This window comes from Alloscardovia criceti DSM 17774 (assembly GCF_000376885.1).
GTDB lineage: Bacteria > Actinomycetota > Actinomycetes > Actinomycetales > Bifidobacteriaceae > Alloscardovia > Alloscardovia criceti.
Map to the genome: position 1 here is coordinate 151,103 of NZ_AQXR01000010.1, position 20,352 is coordinate 171,454.

Annotated in this window: 13 protein-coding genes and 1 tRNA gene; 5 read left to right on the forward strand and 9 right to left on the reverse strand. The window is 50.8% G+C overall.

What is annotated here, in order from left to right; translation table 11 throughout:
- Window positions 1-42: 42 nt before the first annotated feature.
- The 3 genes from rbfA to nusA form a co-directional block, all read right to left on the reverse strand.
- Window positions 43-720, reverse strand: a complete 678-nt coding sequence (rbfA, locus tag D570_RS0104060) for a 30S ribosome-binding factor RbfA (RefSeq protein ID WP_018143124.1) — start codon at window positions 718-720, stop codon at window positions 43-45.
- 98 nt (window positions 721-818) lie between these two features.
- A complete protein-coding gene (gene infB / locus D570_RS0104065) occupies window positions 819-3,752 on the reverse strand; it encodes a translation initiation factor IF-2 (RefSeq protein ID WP_018143125.1) in 2,934 nt (977 codons plus the stop codon).
- A gap of 219 nt (window positions 3,753-3,971) precedes the next feature.
- Window positions 3,972-5,015, reverse strand: a complete 1,044-nt coding sequence (nusA, locus tag D570_RS0104070; RefSeq protein ID WP_018143126.1) for a transcription termination factor NusA — start codon at window positions 5,013-5,015, stop codon at window positions 3,972-3,974.
- A 125-nt stretch (window positions 5,016-5,140) separates the two neighbouring features.
- Here nusA and D570_RS0104075 point away from each other — a divergent pair, with 125 nt between their 5' ends.
- Window positions 5,141-6,112, forward strand: a complete 972-nt coding sequence (locus tag D570_RS0104075; RefSeq protein WP_018143127.1) for a hypothetical protein — start codon at window positions 5,141-5,143, stop codon at window positions 6,110-6,112.
- Between the two features lie 288 nt (window positions 6,113-6,400).
- On the opposite strand, the gene tuf is transcribed toward D570_RS0104075, so the two are convergent.
- The 4 genes from tuf to rpsL form a co-directional block, all read right to left on the reverse strand.
- Complete coding sequence (gene tuf / locus D570_RS0104080) at window positions 6,401-7,600, reverse strand: elongation factor Tu (RefSeq protein ID WP_018143128.1); 1,200 nt, start codon at window positions 7,598-7,600, stop codon at window positions 6,401-6,403.
- A 213-nt stretch (window positions 7,601-7,813) separates the two neighbouring features.
- On the reverse strand, window positions 7,814-9,940 hold the full coding sequence (gene fusA / locus D570_RS0104085; protein ID WP_018143129.1) for an elongation factor G: 2,127 nt from the start codon (window positions 9,938-9,940) through the stop codon (window positions 7,814-7,816).
- Window positions 9,941-9,973: 33 nt separating this feature from the next.
- Window positions 9,974-10,444 carry a 30S ribosomal protein S7 gene (gene rpsG, locus D570_RS0104090; protein ID WP_018143130.1) on the reverse strand — a complete coding sequence of 157 codons (471 nt, stop codon included), beginning with the start codon at window positions 10,442-10,444 and terminating at the stop codon, window positions 9,974-9,976.
- Window position 10,445: 1 nt separating this feature from the next.
- Window positions 10,446-10,817 (reverse strand): 30S ribosomal protein S12, encoded by a 372-nt coding sequence (rpsL, locus tag D570_RS0104095; protein WP_018143131.1) that lies wholly within the window; start codon window positions 10,815-10,817, stop codon window positions 10,446-10,448.
- Window positions 10,818-11,692: 875 nt separating this feature from the next.
- Between rpsL and D570_RS0104100 the strand changes: the two genes are divergently transcribed.
- Window positions 11,693-12,619: an AEC family transporter gene (locus D570_RS0104100; RefSeq protein WP_018143132.1), complete on the forward strand. Its 927-nt coding sequence runs from the start codon at window positions 11,693-11,695 to the stop codon at window positions 12,617-12,619.
- Window positions 12,620-12,720: 101 nt separating this feature from the next.
- Here the strand turns inward: D570_RS0104100 and D570_RS0104105 are convergent.
- Together D570_RS0104105 and D570_RS0104110 are read right to left on the reverse strand one after the other, a co-directional pair.
- A tRNA-His gene (locus tag D570_RS0104105) sits at window positions 12,721-12,797 on the reverse strand.
- 117 nt (window positions 12,798-12,914) lie between these two features.
- The gene (locus tag D570_RS0104110) at window positions 12,915-14,072 is read right to left on the reverse strand and encodes a glycosyltransferase (RefSeq protein WP_033376968.1); all 1,158 of its coding nucleotides are present in this window, start codon (window positions 14,070-14,072) and stop codon (window positions 12,915-12,917) included.
- A gap of 52 nt (window positions 14,073-14,124) precedes the next feature.
- On the opposite strand from D570_RS0104110, the gene purT reads away from it, so the two are divergent.
- From purT to D570_RS0104125, 3 genes are all read left to right on the forward strand, one after another.
- Window positions 14,125-15,402, forward strand: a complete 1,278-nt coding sequence (gene purT / locus D570_RS0104115) for a formate-dependent phosphoribosylglycinamide formyltransferase (RefSeq protein ID WP_018143134.1) — start codon at window positions 14,125-14,127, stop codon at window positions 15,400-15,402.
- 153 nt (window positions 15,403-15,555) lie between these two features.
- Complete coding sequence (gene purC / locus D570_RS0104120; protein ID WP_018143135.1) at window positions 15,556-16,305, forward strand: phosphoribosylaminoimidazolesuccinocarboxamide synthase; 750 nt, start codon at window positions 15,556-15,558, stop codon at window positions 16,303-16,305.
- Between the two features lie 174 nt (window positions 16,306-16,479).
- Entirely contained in the window at window positions 16,480-20,244 is a 3,765-nt protein-coding gene (locus D570_RS0104125; protein ID WP_018143136.1) for a phosphoribosylformylglycinamidine synthase, read from the forward strand.
- Window positions 20,245-20,352 lie beyond the last annotated feature (108 nt).

A 20,352-nucleotide genomic window follows, 5' to 3' on the forward strand; every position in this document is an offset into this window, starting at 1 on the left:
ATCCTTGAGCGTTTATCCTGAGCGCTGGTTTGTAAGCTGCGATTAATGGTCGCGCTGCTCTGTATGAGATGCGTCTGAGCCCTCCGCTTCTTCGGCATCCTCTGATTCATCTGCATCGTCCGCAAAATCGTCTGCGAGGACGTCATCATCGATGATGATATTCATTTCGAAATCATCATCGTCATCCTCTTCGAGATCCTCATCATCAAAATCATCGAAAGACACACTCATACCAGAAGTCTGGGTATCATCCCATGCCTCTGCATCCTCGGAGCTTTCGATTTCTTCATCCTTATGCTTATAAGGATCTGCCTCACCTGCATACTGCGCATTTTCGCGTAACTTTGCAAGCTCTTCGTCACGTTTACGCGCGACGACGAGCACATCATCCACCTCTGCCGCTTCGCCTTGAAGCTTATCAAAAACGAAAATGAGCTGTGGTGTTAATCGCAAACCTGCAGTGCGGCCCACACGTGTACGCAAATGACCGGTGGCCTGACGCAAGGCCTGAGCAGCACGCTTTTTCTGTCCGTCTTCTTTGCCTTCTGGAGCGTAAATTGTCCAAAAAACGCGAGCTTGCTGCATATCATTGGTGACACGCACTTCTGTAATGGTTACATTACGCAAACGTGGATCGTGGATATCTTTTTCCAAAGAATTTGCAATGACACGTTGAATGAGTCCGGCAATGCGGACTGCACGAGGATTTGTTCCTGCCATTTTTATCCTTCATTCGTATTTTCTTGTGCAAAGGGCAGCCGAGGTTTTTCGGCTGCCCTAGCACATGCAGTTAAATTATGGAGCTGCGAAGGTCGAAATTAGCTGCGAGCAATCTCTCGCATTTCGAAGGTTTCAATAATATCGCCCACCTGGATATCGTTGAAGTTGCCCAGATTGATACCTGCCTCGTATCCTTCGGTAACCTCGGTGACGTCATCCTTAAAGCGACGCAGAGTAGAAATCTCCAGATCATTGAAGGTGACCACGCCGTTACGCATAATGCGAGCCTTGGTGCCGCGCTTCACAGTACCGTCATCGACCTTAACACCCGCAATATTACCGAACTTAGAGGAGCGGAAGATCTCGCGAATCTCGGAATGCGAGGTGACAACTTCCTCATACTCAGGCTTGAGCATACCCTTCAGAGATGCTTCAATTTCCTCGATAGCCTTGTAAATGACGGAGTAGTAACGTACATCCACGCCCTCACGCTCAGCCAATTCACCCACCTGGCGAGATGGACGCACATTGAAGCCGATGATGACAGCCTTATCAACGGTTGCGAGGTTGACATCGTTCTGGGTAATAGCACCCACGCCGCGATGAATAACCTGAATGCCTACTTCGTCGCTGACTTCAATCTTCATCAAGGACTCTTCCAGAGCTTCTACAGAACCAGAAGAATCACCCTTGATAATGACGTTAAGCATATCCACTTCGGACTTAGCGAACTGTTCCTTAAGGTTTTCAAGGGAAACAACCTTGTGACGGCGAGCCAGCTGAGCTGCGCGCTCGGATGCTTCACGCTTCTCCGCAATCTGGCGTGCGGTACGATCATCCGACGCTACCAAGAAGAGGTCACCAGCCGTTGGCACCGAGGTCAAGCCGAGCACAGCTACTGGTCGAGAAGGTGTAGCCTCCTGGAGGTTATTTCCATTCTCATCCAGCAAAGCACGCACGCGTCCATAGGACTTACCAGCCACAATGGAATCACCCACATGCAAGGTACCTTGCTGCACAAGCACGGTAGCCACTGCACCGCGGCCCTTATCCAAACGCGCTTCTACGGTGGCACCGCGCGCATCGGTATCTGGATCGGCACGCAAATCCAAAGTTGCGTCTGCGGTCAACAGCACAGCTTCCAGCAACTTGTCGATATTGGTACCCTGCTTTGCAGAAATATCCACAAACATGGTGTCTCCACCATACTCTTCTGGGACCAAGCCGAATTCGGTCAGCTGACCACGCACCTTGTCTGGGTTAGCACCCTCAACATCAATCTTGTTGACGGCAACAACCACCGGCACATGCGCTGCCTGAGCGTGGTTAATAGCTTCCACGGTCTGAGGCATTACACCATCATCCGCAGCTACAACCAAAATGGCTACGTCGGTCAGCTCGGCACCACGAGCACGCATAGCGGTAAACGCTTCGTGACCTGGGGTATCCAAGAAGGTGATACGGCGATCGATATCATTCAAGGTGACGTGAATCTGGTAAGCACCAATGCGCTGAGTAATGCCACCGGCCTCAGACTTAATCACATTTGTCTGGCGAATGGTATCCAGCAAACGTGTCTTACCGTGATCAACGTGACCCATCACTGTGACCACTGGTGGACGTGGAACCAGCTTGCTTTCATCTACTTCAGCATCCAAATCGATGTCGAACTGCTGAAGCAAAGCGCGATCTTCTTCTTCGGCAGAAACAATCTTGATATTCCAGCCGATTTCTTCACCCAAGACGGCAAAGGTTTCCGCATCCAAAGACTGAGTGGCCGTAGCCATTTCGCCCAGATGGAAAAGCACGGTAACCAAGCTAGCTGCGCTTACATTAATCTTTTCACCAAGGTCCGAAAGTGTGGCACCCTGTGGAAGCTGCACGACCTGTCCGTTACCGGATGGGATGCGTACGCCACCGATAACTGGTGCTTTCAGCTCTTCGAATTCCTGGCGCTTGTTGCGCAATGCGGCTTTACGAGACTTGGATGACTTTGCACCCTGACGTCCGAAAGCGCCTGCTGCTCCGCCGCGTCCTCCGCGACCACCGCGAGATGGACCATTGGATGGGGCTGGGCCGTTATTCATGCCTGAGGAGAAACGATTTCCGCGTGGTGCACCATTATTTCCGGAGTGCATAGGTGCGGAGCCCTGGCGATTTGAACGCCTAGAAGCATTGCCACCCGCATTAGCACCGCGGTTGCCGCCACCCTGTCCTGGACGTGGAGCACCGGAACGAGGTGCACTTGGGCGTGGCGCGCCAGAGCGTGCGCCACGACGCTCATTTGAACGATGGTTGTCTTGACCGCGTCCCTGACGAGAACGCCTGTCATTGTTGCCACCTTGACCGCTGTCCGCATGTGCGCCCGGACGTGCCATTGGATGTGGGCGTGGAATATCACCTGGAGTTGGCGTGGAACCACGGCGTGGTCGGCTCATAAATGGATTATTACCTGGGCGTGGAGTGCCGTTGGCGCGGCTACGTGGTTTTGGAATACCCGGCGTTGCCGACTGTGCGGCAGCGGCAGGAGCAGAATTACCTTCTGTCGCTGGAGCTGGCTTTGCAGCCGGTGCTTGAGCATGCGATGCTGCAGGAGTAGCAGCACGATTCTCTTTCTTTGCAGGCTTTGGCTGTGCCTTCTGAGCTGCTGCCCGCTGACCCGCCATAGCGGCCTTGTTTGCAGCTGGATTTACGGAAGACATAGCTGCACGAGCCACGGCCGCGCGTGGAGAAGGAGCAGCGGACTTTTCTTTCTCATCGCCGCTTCCTGCATGCTGTGCTTGTGCGGAAGTACGTGCAGGCTTTTTAGCCCCTGCTGGCTTTGGGCTTTTCTGTGAGCCTTGTGCAGAAGCAGAATCCTTCTGCTGATTTTGTGAAGTATTAAATTCTGCGGTGAGTTTACGCACTACGGGCGCCTCAACCGTAGAGGATGCCGACTTAACAAATTCTCCCATATCCTTCAATTTTGCAAGGACGGTTTTGCTGTCAACACCCAATTGTTTTGCAAGTTCGTATACGCGTGCTTTAGGCACAATTTCTCCTTTACTAGCGCCGCGTTTGAACTGCTCGCAGCGCTTATTTGAGTGTGGTTAACGTATCCTGTCTCATCGTAACGTGACCATGATCGTATTACCTCGTCTCAAAAGCAGTGATTTCCAATTCACACCTCTACATATCATACTGAAAGAGGTGGATGAAGATCACTGCTCTTAGCGTGTATTAATTGGTTAATTTCAACGGTTTTCTGGAGCCTACTGCTCAGACTCAGCTTCCTGAGAAACTTCGCTTTTTGCTGCCTGAGATTCCACGGATTCGATACCGATCTTCCAACCGGTCAGCTTCGCAGCCAGACGCGCATTCTGTCCTTCTTTGCCGATAGCCAAGGAAAGCTGGTCTTCCTTGATAAGAGCGATAGCGGTCTGGTTCTTTTCGCTGACCACATGTACTTCTGTGGCATGCGCCGGCGACAGAGCAGCAGCAATGAATTTCGCCGGATCATTAGACCAATCGACGATATCAATTTTCTCCTCGCCCAAATTTTCCATGACGGCACGCACGCGGTTTCCGCTCGGTCCAATTAAGGAACCCTTTGGATTAATGCCTGGCGTATTGGCGCGCACGGCAATTTTCGTACGAGCGCCTGCTTCGCGGGCGATGGACATGATGGACACGGCCCCGGATGTCAGTTCTGGCACTTCGCGTTCAAACAGTCGACGAACGAGTTCTGGGTGAGAACGCGAAACGATAATTTCTGGTCCCTTCAAACCTCGTGCCACATTCACTACATACACACGGATGCGCTCACCGTGACGATATACCTCACCTGGCACCTGCTCACGGCGTGGGAGAATAGCTTCTACGTCACCCACGGCCACATGGATATTTTGTGGGTCACGAGAATTCTGCTGGATAATGCCGTTGATAATATGACCCTTTTGCCCCGAGAAGGCTCCAAAAATCTTGTCATCGGCAGCTTTGCGGAACAAACCGCTAATCACCTGTGCTGCTGTAGCTGCTGCTACACGGCCAAAATCATGAGGTGTGTCATCATATGGCTCGCCCAGTTCAGGACGTGGATATGGATTGTCCTCTGTAGGCTCTACAGGAATTTCATCCTGAGCCCAAATAGTAAAAGATCCCGCACGCTCGTCGAGCTCTACACGAGCATGTTTTGCGGCATGAGGAGTTTTAGAATACGCCAATTTAAGCGCTTGCGCCAAAGCTTCGTCTAAGGTTTCCGCTTCAATTCCCTGCTCTGCTGCGATGCGATGTAACTGCGACAAATCAAGATCCATAGTGGAGACCTCCTATATGAAATTATAAATTACGCATGCTTATGCATGCCTTTCTGAGTGAACTATAATTCTAGCGAAAAAGATAGACTTTGTATATTTTTCCCCACAGCTGATAGGCTAAAGCTATGTCGCAGTTTTCGAGTTTTCATGCATTATGCGTTTTAGAGGATAAATCTCTGGCACAGTCGCCTTCTCTATCCCCTCTACCTCGCGTTGTAACCAAAAATTCTGCTCGAATCTCCGCTTCCCTGTGCGCGGTCGCGCTGGGTTTTTCCACCTTCTGTCTGCCAGCAGCTCAGGCAGCCTCCACTTACTCGCAGTGCGATAGTGCGTATTTCACAGCAAAAACGGTGGCCGCTTCTGCTCAGCTTGTCAATAATTCCGCTTTTACACGACCAACAGCTCGCTTCGTTGCCGATAACTGGCTGAACGTAGCACTCTCCTGCCCTTCCCGCTTTAGCGAAGGCATCATCCGCAGCGCACTGGCGCTACATAATTCCTCTTTGCCTAGCGGCGAAGATTCGCTCCAGATTGTCGACAATCTCGCTCAAATCACACATTCCTTTGAAACAGCGGATGCTTTCCCGATGAGTTCTGATGCCTTGCAAGCCTTAGCAAAAAGTGAAGATACGATAAGGTTTGCCTACGAGGTGCTTGCCACGCGCGACTACACGCAGTCCGATCTGGTCGATCGTGCGCAATACGCCGCCCAGTCCAGCGAGGCCTTCTCCACAGGAGCGCGTAAGGCCACTTCCGGGGATTTTGTGGACTCACGTTCGCGGATTTACGATGCGTCCGAAATAATCCGTTATTCCGGTACCAATCAGGCAGTGGGCATTGCCATGCCCCTATCCGCTTCTCTTGAATTAGACGCAGCTTTGGCTGAGCTTCAAGCTATTCAATCAGATGCGCAATTCCAAACGGATTATCATCAAAGCTCCTTAAACACGTCTAACGCAGGCAACGAGGAGACTAACTCTACAGATGACGCGCAATCGGATGCGCTAGTCACCTATACCGCTTTGCTCATCCGCGAGCACCTATTGCGCGCGCTCTCCCTTGGAGCGCCAGGCGACATGAGCCTGTATATGCACTAAATAACGAGATAATAGCTTTCAACGTTTCCGCTGCACTACATTTCCACCGTATTTCTTTTCCCCAGCGTTCTCTTTGCAGAGCACTTCATGAACAACTCGTTTCGAGTGAGCGCATAATTGGGCACACACGAAGACCGTAGCACGCTCTCTACCGTCCAAAAACCAAGCATTGCATAGCAAAAGGCTCTGAGGAAATCCTCAGAGCCTTAAACAGTCTTACCGTTATCGGTAGAAACTAAGCGTTTACTACGCTGTGTTTACTACACAGTGTTTACAACGCTAGGTTTACTACTCGATGATCTTGGTGATACGACCGGAACCTACGGTGCGGCCACCTTCACGAACTGCGAAGGTCAAGCCCTCTTCCATAGCGATTGGCTGGATGAGCTCAACGCCGAAGGTTGCGTGATCGCCAGGCTGTACCATCTCAACGCCTTCTGGCAAGGTGATAACGCCAGTTACGTCGGTAGTACGGAGGTAGAACTGTGGACGGTAGTTGGAGAAGAATGGCGAGTGACGGCCACCTTCATCCTTAGTCAATACGTATACCTCAGCCTCGAACTTGGTGTGAGGAGTGATGGAACCTGGTGCAGCAACAACCTGACCACGCTCTACATCTTCACGACCGATACCACGGAGAAGAAGACCAGTGTTGTCACCAGCTTCTGCTTCGTCCATCTGCTTGTGGAAGGTTTCGATGGAGGTTACGGTGGTGGAAGTGGTTGGACGAAGACCAACGATTTCCACTGGGGAGTTGATAGCAAGGCGACCGCGCTCTACACGACCGGTTACTACGGTACCACGACCGGAAATGGTGAATACGTCCTCGATTGGCATCAAGAATGGCTTGTCGAGATCGTGAACTGGAGTTGGGATGTACTCATCAACAGCGTTCATGAGGTCGCGTACAGTCTGAGCCCACTTCTCGTGATCTGGTGCATCATCGTGAAGAGCACCGTAAGCGGAAGTACGGATTACTGGGCAGTCGCGATCGAAGCCGTTCTCTTCGAGCAAATCGCGAACTTCTTCTTCAACGAGCTCGATGAGTTCTTCATCTTCAACCATATCGCACTTGTTCAAAGCTACGAGAAGCTTTGGCACACCAACCTGCTTTGCAAGCAATACGTGCTCGCGAGTCTGAGCCATAGGACCATCGGTAGCAGCTACTACGAGGATAGCGCCATCCATCTGAGCAGCACCGGTAATCATGTTCTTCACATAATCAGCGTGGCCTGGTGCATCTACGTGTGCATAGTGACGCTTTTCGGTTTCATACTCGATGTGAGCGATGTTGATGGTAATACCGCGTTCCTTCTCTTCAGGAGCGGAATCGATCTGATCGAAGTCATATGCAGGGTTCAGATCTGGGTACATCTCATGCAGAGTCTTGGAGATTGCTGCAGTGAGGGTGGTCTTACCGTGATCAACGTGACCAATGGTACCAATGTTAACGTGAGGCTTAGTACGTTCGAACTTTGCCTTTGCCATGTTGTGTCCTCCTGGACGTCTCTAGAGTTTCGTCTTATGCCTTGTAGACACAAGACACTCGTTAAATTTTACTACTTCTTGGGGTCAACTGCCACCGCGTGTTAAACCTAGAATTAATCATAAGTTTAGGAACGCCACGGGACGTTGAGCCCTTAGACTGGTCGGCGCAAACCCACAAGATTCACGCCAACCAACAGAAGCCCAGATAAGCGATTACTCGCCGCGCTGTGCCTTGATAATTTCTTCTGCTACGCTCCTTGGAACTTCAGCATAAGAATCCATGGTCATGGAGTACACTGCACGACCCTGGGTACGGGAGCGAAGATCACCAATGTAGCCGAACATTTCAGCCAATGGCACCTTAGCCTTGATAACCTTCACGCCTGTAGCGTCTTCCATAGACTGGATAGCACCACGACGGGAGTTGATGTCACCCATAACGTCACCCATGTACTCTTCTGGAGTACGTACTTCTACAGCCATAATTGGCTCGAGAATTACTGGGTTAGCCTTAGGAGCAGCTTCCTTGAATGCCATGGAACCTGCAATCTTGAAGGCCATTTCAGACGAATCAACGTCGTGAACCTGACCATCGGTGACGGTTGCCTTCACACCCACAACTGGGAATCCAGCAAGCACACCGGACTGCATAGCTTCCTGTACACCAGCATCAATAGAAGGAATGAATTCCTTGGTGATGTGTCCACCAGTAACCTGGTTTTCGAATGCGTAGGTTTCGCCGGAAGTGGTGTCGAGTGGCTCGAAGTTCATCAAAACCTTTGCGAACTGACCAGAACCACCGGTCTGCTTCTTGTGCGTGTATTCCTGATTCATTACAGGCTTCTTGATGGTCTCGCGGTAGGAAACCTGTGGGTTACCTACGTTGCACTCTACGTGGAATTCACGGCGCATACGATCGATCAAGATGTCGAGCTGAAGCTCACCCATACCTGCAATAAGAGTCTGACCAGACTCTTCGTCTGTGGTGACCTGGAAGGTAGGATCTTCGTCAGACAAACGCTGCAAAGCGATACCCATCTTTTCCTGATCAGCCTTGGTCTTTGGCTCTACTGCAACCTGGATTACAGGTTCTGGGAAGCTCATGGATTCGAGAACTACTGGGTTCTTTTCATCGCACAAGGTGTCACCCGTGGTGATGTTCTTCAAACCCACGAATGCGTAGATGTTACCAGCGGATGCGTGCTCTACAGGATTTTCCTTATCTGCATGCATCTGGAAGAGCTTACCTACGCGCTCCTTCTTACCCTTGTTTGCATTGAGGATGGTGTCACCCTGAGCTACGGAACCAGAGTAAACGCGCACGTAAACAAGCTTTCCGTAGAATGGGTGTGCAGCAATCTTGAATGCCAAAGCGGAGAATGGCTCATCCTCGGATGGATGACGATCGATCTCGATGCTTTCATCAGAAGGATCGGTACCCTTAATTGCTGGGATGTCGCTTGGAGCTGGGAGGAAGTCAATAACTGCATCGAGCATTGGCTGTACACCCTTATCCTTGAATGCAGAACCGCAGTACACTGGGTAAGCTTCAGAAGCGATAGTGAGCTTACGAACAGCTGTACGAATTTCAGCTTCTGTAATCTCCTCACCTTCGAAGAACTTGTTCATCAAGTCTTCATCGGTTTCTGCCACAGTTTCAAGGAGCTGCTGACGATAGTCTTCAGCCTTATCCTTCAAGTCTGCTGGAATCTCAGTGGTCTTGTAAGTCGTACCCTTATCAGCATCGTCATCCCATACGTATGCAACCATGCGTACGAGATCGATAACGCCCATAAATTCGTTTTCAGAACCGATTGGGATCTGCATAACGATTGGCTTTGCACCGAGCTTTTCCTTAATGGTGTCTACAGAGTAGTAGAAGTTTGCACCGAGCTTATCCATCTTGTTGATGAAGCAGATGCGTGGAACGTTGTACTTATCTGCCTGACGCCATACGGTTTCAGACTGTGGTTCCACACCTTCCTTACCATCGAAAACAGCTACAGCACCGTCGAGTACACGCAGGGAGCGCTCTACTTCAGCAGTAAAGTCCACGTGGCCTGGGGTATCGATGATGTTGATCTGGAATCGATCTTCTGGATCGTGAGACTGGCGGTGCCAGAATGCGGTGGTAGCAGCGGAGGTAATGGTAATACCACGTTCCTTCTCCTGCTCCATCCAGTCCATAGTGGAAGCGCCATCGTGGGTTTCACCGATCTTGTAGTTTACACCGGTGTAGAAGAGGATACGCTCAGTTGTGGTCGTCTTACCTGCATCAATGTGAGCCATGATACCGATATTACGGACATGTGTGAGATCCTTAAGCACATCTTGTGCCATTTTTTACCTATCTTTCCTCGAGTGGGACCGAGATTACCAACGATAGTGAGCAAAGGCCTTGTTAGCCTCAGCCATCTTGTGGGTGTCTTCACGGCGCTTTACAGAAGCACCGAGACCATTTGCTGCATCGAGAATCTCATTAGCGAGGCGCTCAGACATGGTCTTTTCACGACGCTGACGAGAGAAATCGGTGAGCCAGCGCAAAGACAGAGTGTTTGCGCGTGCTGGCTTTACTTCAACTGGAACCTGGTAGGTAGCACCACCGACACGGCGGGAACGTACTTCGAGGCTTGGGCGAATGTTGTCCAAAGCGCGCTTCAGTACTGCTACTGGTTCCTGTTCTGTCTTATCCTTAACGATATCAAGAGCAGAGTAAACGATATCTTCTGCAATTGCCTTCTTACCGTCGAGGAGGATTTTGTTGATGAGTTGAGCTACGACTGTCGAACCGTAAATTGGATCTGGCAGGAGCTGGTGCTTTTTTGCTGGTCCTTTACGTGACATATTACTTAGCCTTCTTTGCGCCGTAGAGGGAACGACCCTGCTTGCGGTCCTTTACACCCTGAGTATCGAGAGCACCGCGAACGATGTGGTAACGAACACCAGGAAGATCCTTTACACGACCACCGCGAACGAGCACGATAGAGTGCTCCTGCAAGTTGTGGCCTTCGCCTGGGATGTAGGCGGTTACTTCAACACCAGAAGAGAGGCGTACACGTGCGACCTTACGCAATGCAGAGTTTGGCTTCTTTGGAGTTGTGGTATAAACACGAGTGCACACACCGCGACGCAGTGGGCTACCCTTCAATGCCAAAGTCTTGGACTTCTTTGGCTTTGGTTGACGTCCTTTACGGACCAGCTGTTCAATTGTAGGCAACTGTTTTCTCCGATTCTTGTTTACAAATTAGTGCGACCGCTTCACTGCGAGCACGTTCAAGAACCCAGAGTTTGCCTCTGAAAATCTCAACAGCCACAGTCCACCGGCCCGATGGCCCATCATCTCAAGCTTCTCATTACTGGAAACCGTCATCGATTTTGGGATATCCCGCTGCCGTACACCTTTACATAGGCATACCAGCGGCACACACGAATTTCGAGTATACCAGATGGCGCGACGCAAAACAAGATTTTACTTACTGCCCGCGTTTCATTTTTTCGGCCGTAACTTTCAGTATGGATAAGAGATCAGAGATTATGAAGGTGCACGCCGACCGTTCTCAGGCCTGCATTCGCCTTATGTAAAAGCTTCGGACCAACGATATTTATTATAACGTGAGCGCCACCTCTCACGCTGGAAGCGATATTATTTCGCCAGAATCGAACTCGCGCCTATCCATCCTCATCTTTGCTAGATTTCGAGAGCGCTGATATCCACGAAAACTCTAGTGTCCATCCAACCGGCAACAGTTTGACGATAAGTCCGAAGAACCTATCGTCAAACGTATCACCCAATCCCATGAAGCGATGTATTTGGAGGGAAAATTCAATGTAATCGCTTCTGTGAGTGTGACAACTTCTAGTTTACCGATGTAAATTTTTGACCGTATCACTCAAAAGTGTGATTTTCTGAGGCAAATCTTTATACTCTCTCGATACGGCACGAGCACCTCAGTTTTTCCGCTTGAGCGCTATACTGTGAGAGCTAAATTATGTGAATGCCTTACAGACCTAATCAGGTAACGTATGCTACTAGAGGTACATGTGATGACACACAATGACGTTAAACATAATTAACCATAATGAGGAGTCTTCATGACGCAGGTTTTGCTCAATGCGGCAGCATTTGTATTCATTATTATCATTGGACGATTCCTCGAGTACCGTCATATTACTCCGGCAAACGCGAGCGAAAGTCTCAGAAAAATTCTGATGAATGTCACTTTGCCGGCAGCTATTATCTTTAATTTCACCCAAACCACCCTATCGTCAGGATTAATGATGCTCAGTCTGGCTGCGCTGGGCTTGCTGGCAAATGTGGTGATGGTCATTGTGGGCATGGTGATGACCCGCAAGAAGGCTGCAGGCACCAAGGCCTTATATATGCTCTGTTTGCCTTCGCAGAACATCGGAGCCTTTAGCATTCCCTTTGTGCAGTCTTTTCTGCCACCGCTCGGCACAGTGACTGCATGCATGTTTGACGTGGGAAATTCGATAGCTTGCACGGGCGGCACCTACGCTTTTACTTCGGAGTATATTTCTGAAAAAGCTGGGGGCATCAATTACAAAGCTTTTGCCAAACGCTTACTGACGAGCACACCACTGATGACGTATATTGTCATGTTTGTCATCACCAGCGTGGGCATCACATTACCCGATTTTGCAGTCAGCCTTATCCATCCTTTGGCGCTGGCCAATCCCAGCATTGCCATGCTGATGATCGGCATGATGATTCGTGTGGAATTCAAGCGTGAGTATGTGACAGATATCGTAAAAATTCTTGGCCTGCGCCATCTCTTGTCGATTGTTTTGGCTCTGCTGTGCTATTTTCTTTTGCCTTTTGACCTGATTGTGCGTCAGAGTTTGGTCATTGTCGCCTTCGCACCACTGAGCATCTTGGCACCCGCCTACACGGCATTATGTGGTGGAGATAGTGGAAAAGCGAGCGCGATTAACAGCCTGTCGATTATTTTCAGTGTTATGGAAATTACGGCTCTGCTTGTTGTAATGGGCTTGAATTAAAAGTACGCAAGGATTTAAAAGGAACGCAATAAAAGGAAAACCGGAAGAGCGCGGAGAAAAAAGAAAAGTTCCTTGTGGCCGAAACCTCAAGGAACTTGAACTGGGGTGGCTGACGAGACTTGAACTCGCGACCTCCTGAACCACAATCAGGTGCTACTACCGACTGAGCTACAGCCACCACGCTTGCACGGATTTTGTGCAACGTATGAGAGTGTACACTATGCTCTGGAACGACACGGCGATGAGCTGAAAAAAAATTTGAATTATCGCATGGATAACACTTTTAAGACCTCTGTTATGCCTTTTCACTTGCGTTTTTCGCGTTTATTGCCTCTTGAGCCATGCGCAGAAACGCCTGCACAGAGCTGGAAATGCTGTAGTGTGCCTGCGTGTGGAGTGCATATCGTCTGCCCCACTGCTTGCGTTCGTCTGCGTGTTCAATCCACCAGTCGATTTTTCGCGCCAAAGTTCTGGCGTCTCCCACGGGAAACAGAGACTCTTCCACGAGAGCAAAATCTCCTGCCGCACTTAACTCTGAGGAAGCGATAATCGGCACCACGCCCACGGCCATGGCTTCGATAACGGATATGCCTTCGATATCTGCTTGAGAAGCATGTACGAGAAGATGTGCTTTTTTCAAGAAATTCGGCATCAGTTCGTGTGGTATAAAGCCGATGAAGAACTTTCCCCACCCTAGTCTCATCATGGCGTAGAGGCGCAGGCGCTTTTCTAACGGTCCCGATCCTGCGAGGCGCAGCTCAATATCATCCTTGTATTTGCTCAGGGAAATGGCTCGAATTAACGTGTGTTGAGCCTTTTCGGAACTCAGACGACCCGAGGATGCGACGACTATTTTGCCTTTATGCAATGGCGGTTCAGACTCGCGCATGGTAAACGCCTCATCGTCGTATCCGTTGGAAAAAACGTGTAGATGCTGCGTAAAACCATTGATGAGTAATAAGCGTTCCTCCATGTGCGTAGGCACATGAATATGTTCGATATCCTCGTAGAAGCCCTTCCACATCCAACGGTAGATATGGTGGATAATATGCGCAATTGCGCCCAGAAAAGGCGCATTGGCCACGATATTTTCCGGTTGCACGTGGAAACCGGCGGTGACGGGGATATTATGCGCTTTGCAATATTTCAGCGCAGCCCGACCGAAAGAAAAAGGCATATAAATATGGACGAGATCCACATCCGCGAAGGCAGTTTTAAATAATTCCGTATCCGCATGCGCAAAGGCTAGCTGATGTGGCTTCGCAAAATGTGTGACCACAGGAATGTACTGCTCGCGTGCACGATAGCGCTTATCCGGTGCATCCACACCCACTAGTCGCACCTCGTGGCCGAGACGTTCAAGCTCGTGAGCGAACTGGGCTGCGGAATTTGATGTACCGTTTCCGCCCTTACCTAATGTATCTACTACTAGTGCAATCCTCAGCCTTCTCATACAGGTAATACTACGTGTCCGTTAGTACCGCGCACGTGACACAATAAAAATTATGAATTCTCAGGCTCGTCATGATTTCACTTCTCGTCCACTTGGATCTCCCTACAGCGCAGATAAATCTGCTGTAACGCGCATTATGTTGCTGGGTTCTGGAGAACTCGGTAAGGAAATTGCGCTGGAAGCAATGCGTTTAGGTGCGTATGTGATTGCAGTAGATTCGTATGAACACGCGCCGGCGCAGCATATTGCCCACGAAAGTTATGCCATTGATATGAGCAATGCACAGACCTTGGGAAAGCTCATCGCAGAGGTGCAACCCGACATTATTGTGCCCGAGGTGGAGGCCATTGCCACCTCTGAATTGAGCGTGGCAAAAAGCGCAGGCATCCAAGTCGTGCCTAGCGTATCTATTGCACAGATTTGCATGAATCGCGAGGCTTTGCGCATCACTGCTGCGGAAAAATGCAACGTGCCTACCACACCATATGCTTTTGCACAGTCCGAGTCGGAATTGTTGGAAGGTGCACGCACGGTAGGTTTTCCGTGCGTGATTAAGCCTATTTTATCCTCCTCGGGTCACGGTCAGTCCATTGCACGCTCGCAAGAAGATATCGCGCGCTCGTGGGAAATTGCGCAAGAAGGTCGCCGCACAGCATCTGATGGTACGGTATCGCGCGTCATTGTGGAGGCTTTTGCACCGCTGGACTATGAGCTGACCATTCTCACGGTTTCCTCCAGTGCTGGCGTAGTAACGTGTGCACCTATCGGTCATGTACAGCAAGATGGCGATTATAGGCAGTCGTGGCAGCCAGCCCACGTGCCATCGGAGGTGCTTGACAAGGCGCAGCATATTGCACGCACCGTGGTGGAGCAACTGGTCCAGGACGCTCAGGCAGCGGGTGAAAAGGGTTGGGGCGTTTTCGGAGTGGAAATTTTCGTGCTCCGTGACGGTTCAGTGCTTTTCAACGAGGTTTCTCCTCGCCCGCATGACACGGGTATGGTGACGATGATTTCGCAAAACCTCAGCGAGTTTGCTTTACACGCGCGCGCAATTCTCGGCATTCCTGTGACCCCAGAATCCGTAGCATTGCGTAATACTTCTACCGTGAGCGCCAGCCGCGCAGTCGTTGTAGAAGGCGAAGGTGAAGCGATTTTCACCGGTGTAGACAAAGCTTTGGCTCACCCGCATACGGATGTGCGCATTTTCGGTAAGCCACGCGTGCATGGGCACCGGCGCATGGCCGTTTTGCTCGCCAATGCCACTACCGAAGCGGAGGCTAGGCAAACCACCCAGCAGATGCTGGACGATGTCACCATCACAATTCACTAAGCCCTGCACCTTGCACGGTTAAAATACACTCCATCCGCACCTAAAATAAGCGCCACTCGGAAGGCTTCTGTATCTATGTCTTTGTAGTTGGCACTTGTTACTCTAAATACGTTATCAGCGCACCGCTATTGCATTTCGCAGGAAAGGCCATCCATGGAAAAGCGCGAAAAACTCTATGAAGGCAAGGCAAAAAAACTTTACGCTACAGACAATCCAGACGTACTCTGGGTTGAGTATATGAATCAAGCCACTGCTGGCAATGGCGCAAAGAAGGAACAAATTGAGGGTAAAGGTCGTTTAAATAACAGAATTACTTCCGTTATTTTTAACGAATTGCTCTACCGTGGCATTTCGAGCCACTTCATCAAGCAGATTAGCGAAACCGAGCAGTTGAACCGTCATTTGACCATGTTCCCGCTGGAAATTATCGCGCGTAATATCGCAGCTGGCTCCTTCGCCAAGCGTTATGGCATTGAGGAAGGCACCGTACTGAGCCGTCCGGTTGTAGAATTCTGCTTGAAGGACGATGCTTTGGGAGATCCTTTCATCAACTCTGATGATGCAATTGCTCTGGGCATTGCTACCCCTGATCAGCTGGATATCATCCGCGCCAAGGCCCGAGAGGTCAACCACGCACTGACGGCCATGTTTGCAGATATTAACGTTACGCTGGTCGATTTCAAGATTGAAATGGGCGTCACCTCCGATGGCACAATTTTGCTGGCTGACGAAGTCACACCTGATACCTGCCGTTTGTGGGACTCTCGGAAGACCGAAGCCGGACACATCGAGCGTCTGGACAAGGATATCTTCCGCAAGGATTTGGGGAGCATTATTCCAGCATACGAAGAAATCCTCGCACGCTTGGAAGAATTGAACGCTTCTCATAACCTCCATAACTAGTACTTCATGCCGGTGTTTTTACGCCGGCATATCTTTTTTCTGAACATTTTTCTGAACAAAACTCATAGAAACACCATTCTGCGCGGGCTCAAAGCTCGAGACTTCTCGGCGTGAGAGCGTACAGAACTGCACATCACAATTAACTCCCCTAGCCAACCTCGATAAAGGACTGACATGGTTTATCGCGTTCTTGTGGAAAAGAAGCCTGGTTTTGACGTTCACGCTCATCAGTTGTTGAAGGAGCTCTCCGAAATTGTGGGCGTATCCACACTCGAAAATCTGCGTATTTTCAATCGTTATGATGTAGAGGGTCTAGACTCGGAACTTTTTGAGCAAACGATTTCCACCGTTTTCAGCGAGCCACAGTCTGATGTCACGTACACAGACATTCCTGCCGAGGTGATGGACGAGGCCTACGCGGTGTTTGCAGTGGAATTCTTGCCTGGTCAGTTCGATCAGCGTGCGGCTTCTGCGAGCGAATGTATCCAGCTCATCAGTCAGGGTGAGCGTCCGCAGGTGCGTTCTTCTGTGGTATACGCCTTGTATGGCACGCAGCTCAGCGATGCCGATGTGGCGCAGGTACGCAAATACGTTATCAATCCCGTGGAATCCCGCGAGGCATCCTTAGCTAAACCAGATACCTTGCAGGTAACCATTCCAGAGCCAGAACCGGTAGAAATTATCGAGGGCTTCCGTGAGCTAACTCAGGAGCAGTTATCCGATTTTATCGCCGAGCGCGGTTTGGCTATGGATTTGGCTGATATTGTCTTCTGCCAGGATTATTTTGCGCACGAAGAGCAGCGCGATCCAAGTATTACGGAAATTCGCGTCATCGATACCTATTGGTCCGATCACTGCCGCCACACGACTTTTAATACAGAGCTAGAAAATATCGAGATTGACGATGCCACTGTTCGCGCAGCATTCCACAAGTATCTGGAGCTGCGTGAGGAATTAGGGCGCAGCGCGAAGCCCGTGTCTTTGATGGATATGGGTACCATTGGCGGCCGCTATCTCAAGGCGAAGGGCATCCTCAAGAATCTCGATGAGTCCGAGGAAATCAACGCCTGCACGGTAAAGGTCACCGTGGATGTGGATGGTGAAGACCAGGATTGGCTCTTCCTCTTTAAGAATGAAACCCATAATCATCCTACGGAAATCGAACCGTTTGGTGGCGCGGCTACCTGCATTGGTGGCGCCATCCGCGATCCGCTGTCCGGTCGTTCTTATGTGTATCAGGCTATGCGCGTCACGGGCGCCAGCGATCCACGCGTGCCGGTATCCGAAACTTTGGAAGGCAAGCTGCCTCAGCGCAAGATTGTGACCACGGCTGCAGCCGGTTACTCCTCCTACGGAAACCAGATTGGTTTGGCCACAGGTCAGGTGAACGAATTGTATCACCCAGGTTACGTGGCAAAGCGCATGGAGATTGGCGCCGTGGTGGGTGCTGCTCCTCAGGCTAATGTGCGCCGTGAGGTGCCTGCTGCGGGCGATGTGGTCGTGCTTTTGGGCGGTCGCACGGGTCGCGATGGTATTGGTGGTGCTACCGGCTCTTCGAAGTCTCACAATGTCGAATCCATTGAAAAGGACGGCGCAGAAGTTCAGAAGGGTAATGCGCCGGTAGAGCGTAAACTCCAGCGCCTCTTTAGGCGCAACGATGCGTGCACGCTGATTAAGCGTTGCAACGATTTCGGCGCAGGCGGCGTTTCCGTGGCTATTGGCGAGCTGGCCGACGGCGTGAACGTAGATCTCAACCGCGTGCCTAAGAAGTACGAAGGTTTGGATGGTACCGAGCTGGCTATTTCGGAAAGCCAGGAACGCATGGCTGTGGTGCTCGATGCTCAAGATGTGGATGAATTCTTGGGATACGCCGTAGAAGAAAATCTCGAGGCAGTGCCGGTCGCTGAAGTTACCGAAGTGGCACGCATGGTGATGCGTTGGAACGGCGATACCATCGTGGATCTGAGCCGCGAATTCCTCGCTTCTAATGGTGCTTCTAAGCATCAAAATGTGCATGTGGAATCTGCCCAAGCTGTATCTGCTCCATGGGCTGTAGCGGAAGACACATCGTTAGCCGAACGTCTGCGCACGGTAGTTAGCGATATCAACGTGGCCAGCAATAAGGGCCTGTCCGAACGCTTTGACTCCACCATCGGTGCTTCTACGGTTTTGATGCCATTTGGCGGCGCAACACAGCTCACACCGTCCAGCGCAATGGTGGCAAAGTTCCCGGTAGATGGCGAGACGACCACCGCTTCTGCCATGGCGTGGGGCTTTAATCCATTCATTATGGAGAAGAATCAGTTTACGGGTGCGTACTTGTCCGTGGTGGAATCCGTGGCAAAGTTGCTCGCGGCAGGATTCAGCCGTAGCAAGGCGTACTTAAGCTTCCAGGAATACTTCGAAAAGTTGCGTAATGAGCCAGAACGTTGGGGTAAGCCAACCTCTGCAGTTTTGGGTGCTTTAATGGCCCAGCTGGACTTGGGCGTGGCAGCCATCGGCGGAAAAGACTCCATGAGCGGTAGCTTTGAAGATCTGGATGTGCCTCCAACGCTGGTCAGCTTTGCTGTCTCCACCGGTCATGTAGATAACGCAACGTCCCCAGAATTCAAGCGCGCAGGACATAAGCTGGTCCGCATTACGCCGCGTTATCAGGCTGACGGTATCACACCGGAACCAGAAAGCCTTATCGCTGTCTTTAACCAGATTGAAAAGCTCGTGCTGGATAAGGCTGCGCGTGCTATCTCCACACCGGGTTATAGCGCCAGTATGGGTTCGCTCTTCTTGATGAGCCTAGGAAATCGCATTGGCCTGCGTTTTGCGCAGGATGTAGATTTCAAGGAGCTCTTTACCTATGCATACGGCAGCTTTATCGTGGAGCTGGGCACAGGATTCCAGGTAGAAAGCACAGAGCAATTTAACGTCTCACTGCTGGGTGAAACCATCGAAGACTTCCGCTTTATCACGGCTGAGGAAGAGATAGACCTCGCTCAGCTTCAAGAGGCTTGGGAGTCGGGCATGGAGTCCGTATTCCCTTACCGTTCCAGCGCAGAAGACAAGCGCGTAGCCGTACAGCAGATTAGCTATGAAGGCGTTTCTGCTGCTGCCAGTGCTACGCAGAAGACCGTAAAAATCGCAAAGCCTCGCGTCATTATCCCTGTATTCCCGGGCAATAATTGCGAGTATGACACACTGCGCGCCTTTAATCGTGCTGGCGCTCAGGCGGAAACATTGATTATCAATAATCTCTCCCCTGCTGCCGTGGCAGAAAGCACGCATCAGTTGGCTGAATCCATTCGCAATTCTCAGATTGTCATGATTCCAGGCGGTTTCTCCGGTGGTGACGAGCCAGATGGTTCTGCAAAGTTCATCACAGCCTTCTTCCGCTCACCAGAGGTGACGGAAGCTGTGCGTGATTTACTCAACAACCGCGATGGCCTTATGCTCGGCATCTGCAATGGTTTCCAAGCGTTGATTAAGCTGGGTCTCGTACCATTTGGCGATATTGTGCCAATGGATGAGAACTGCCCAACCTTGACCTTCAACTCCATTGGCCGCCACCAAAGCCGTCTCGTGCGCACGCGCGTAGCCAGCACTAAGAGCCCGTGGCTGTCCAAAACCGAGGTAGGCGATATTCACACCATTGCTATTAGCCACGGTGAGGGCCGATTTGTCGCACCTGAGACTGTGTTGAATTCCTTAATCGACAATGGTCAAGTAGCCACCCAGTATGTGGATGAAGACGGTCAACCAAGCATGGATTTGGCGGTTAATCCAAACGGATCCTTGCTGGCTATCGAGTCCATTACCAGCCCTGATGGTCGTGTTCTCGGCAAGATGAGCCATACGGAGCGCAACGGCTATGGCGTGTACTCGAATGTGCCAGGAAATAAGTTCCAGCCACTGATTGAAGGCGGCGTTAGCTACTTCACCGAGTAGGCCTTACACGTCTGGGGCGCGCTGAATTCCCGTTCCCACGCCTCAGACTCTTCGCCCACAGCAATGTGGACGCCCAAAAGACGACATGAAAACCGATAATTAAAACAG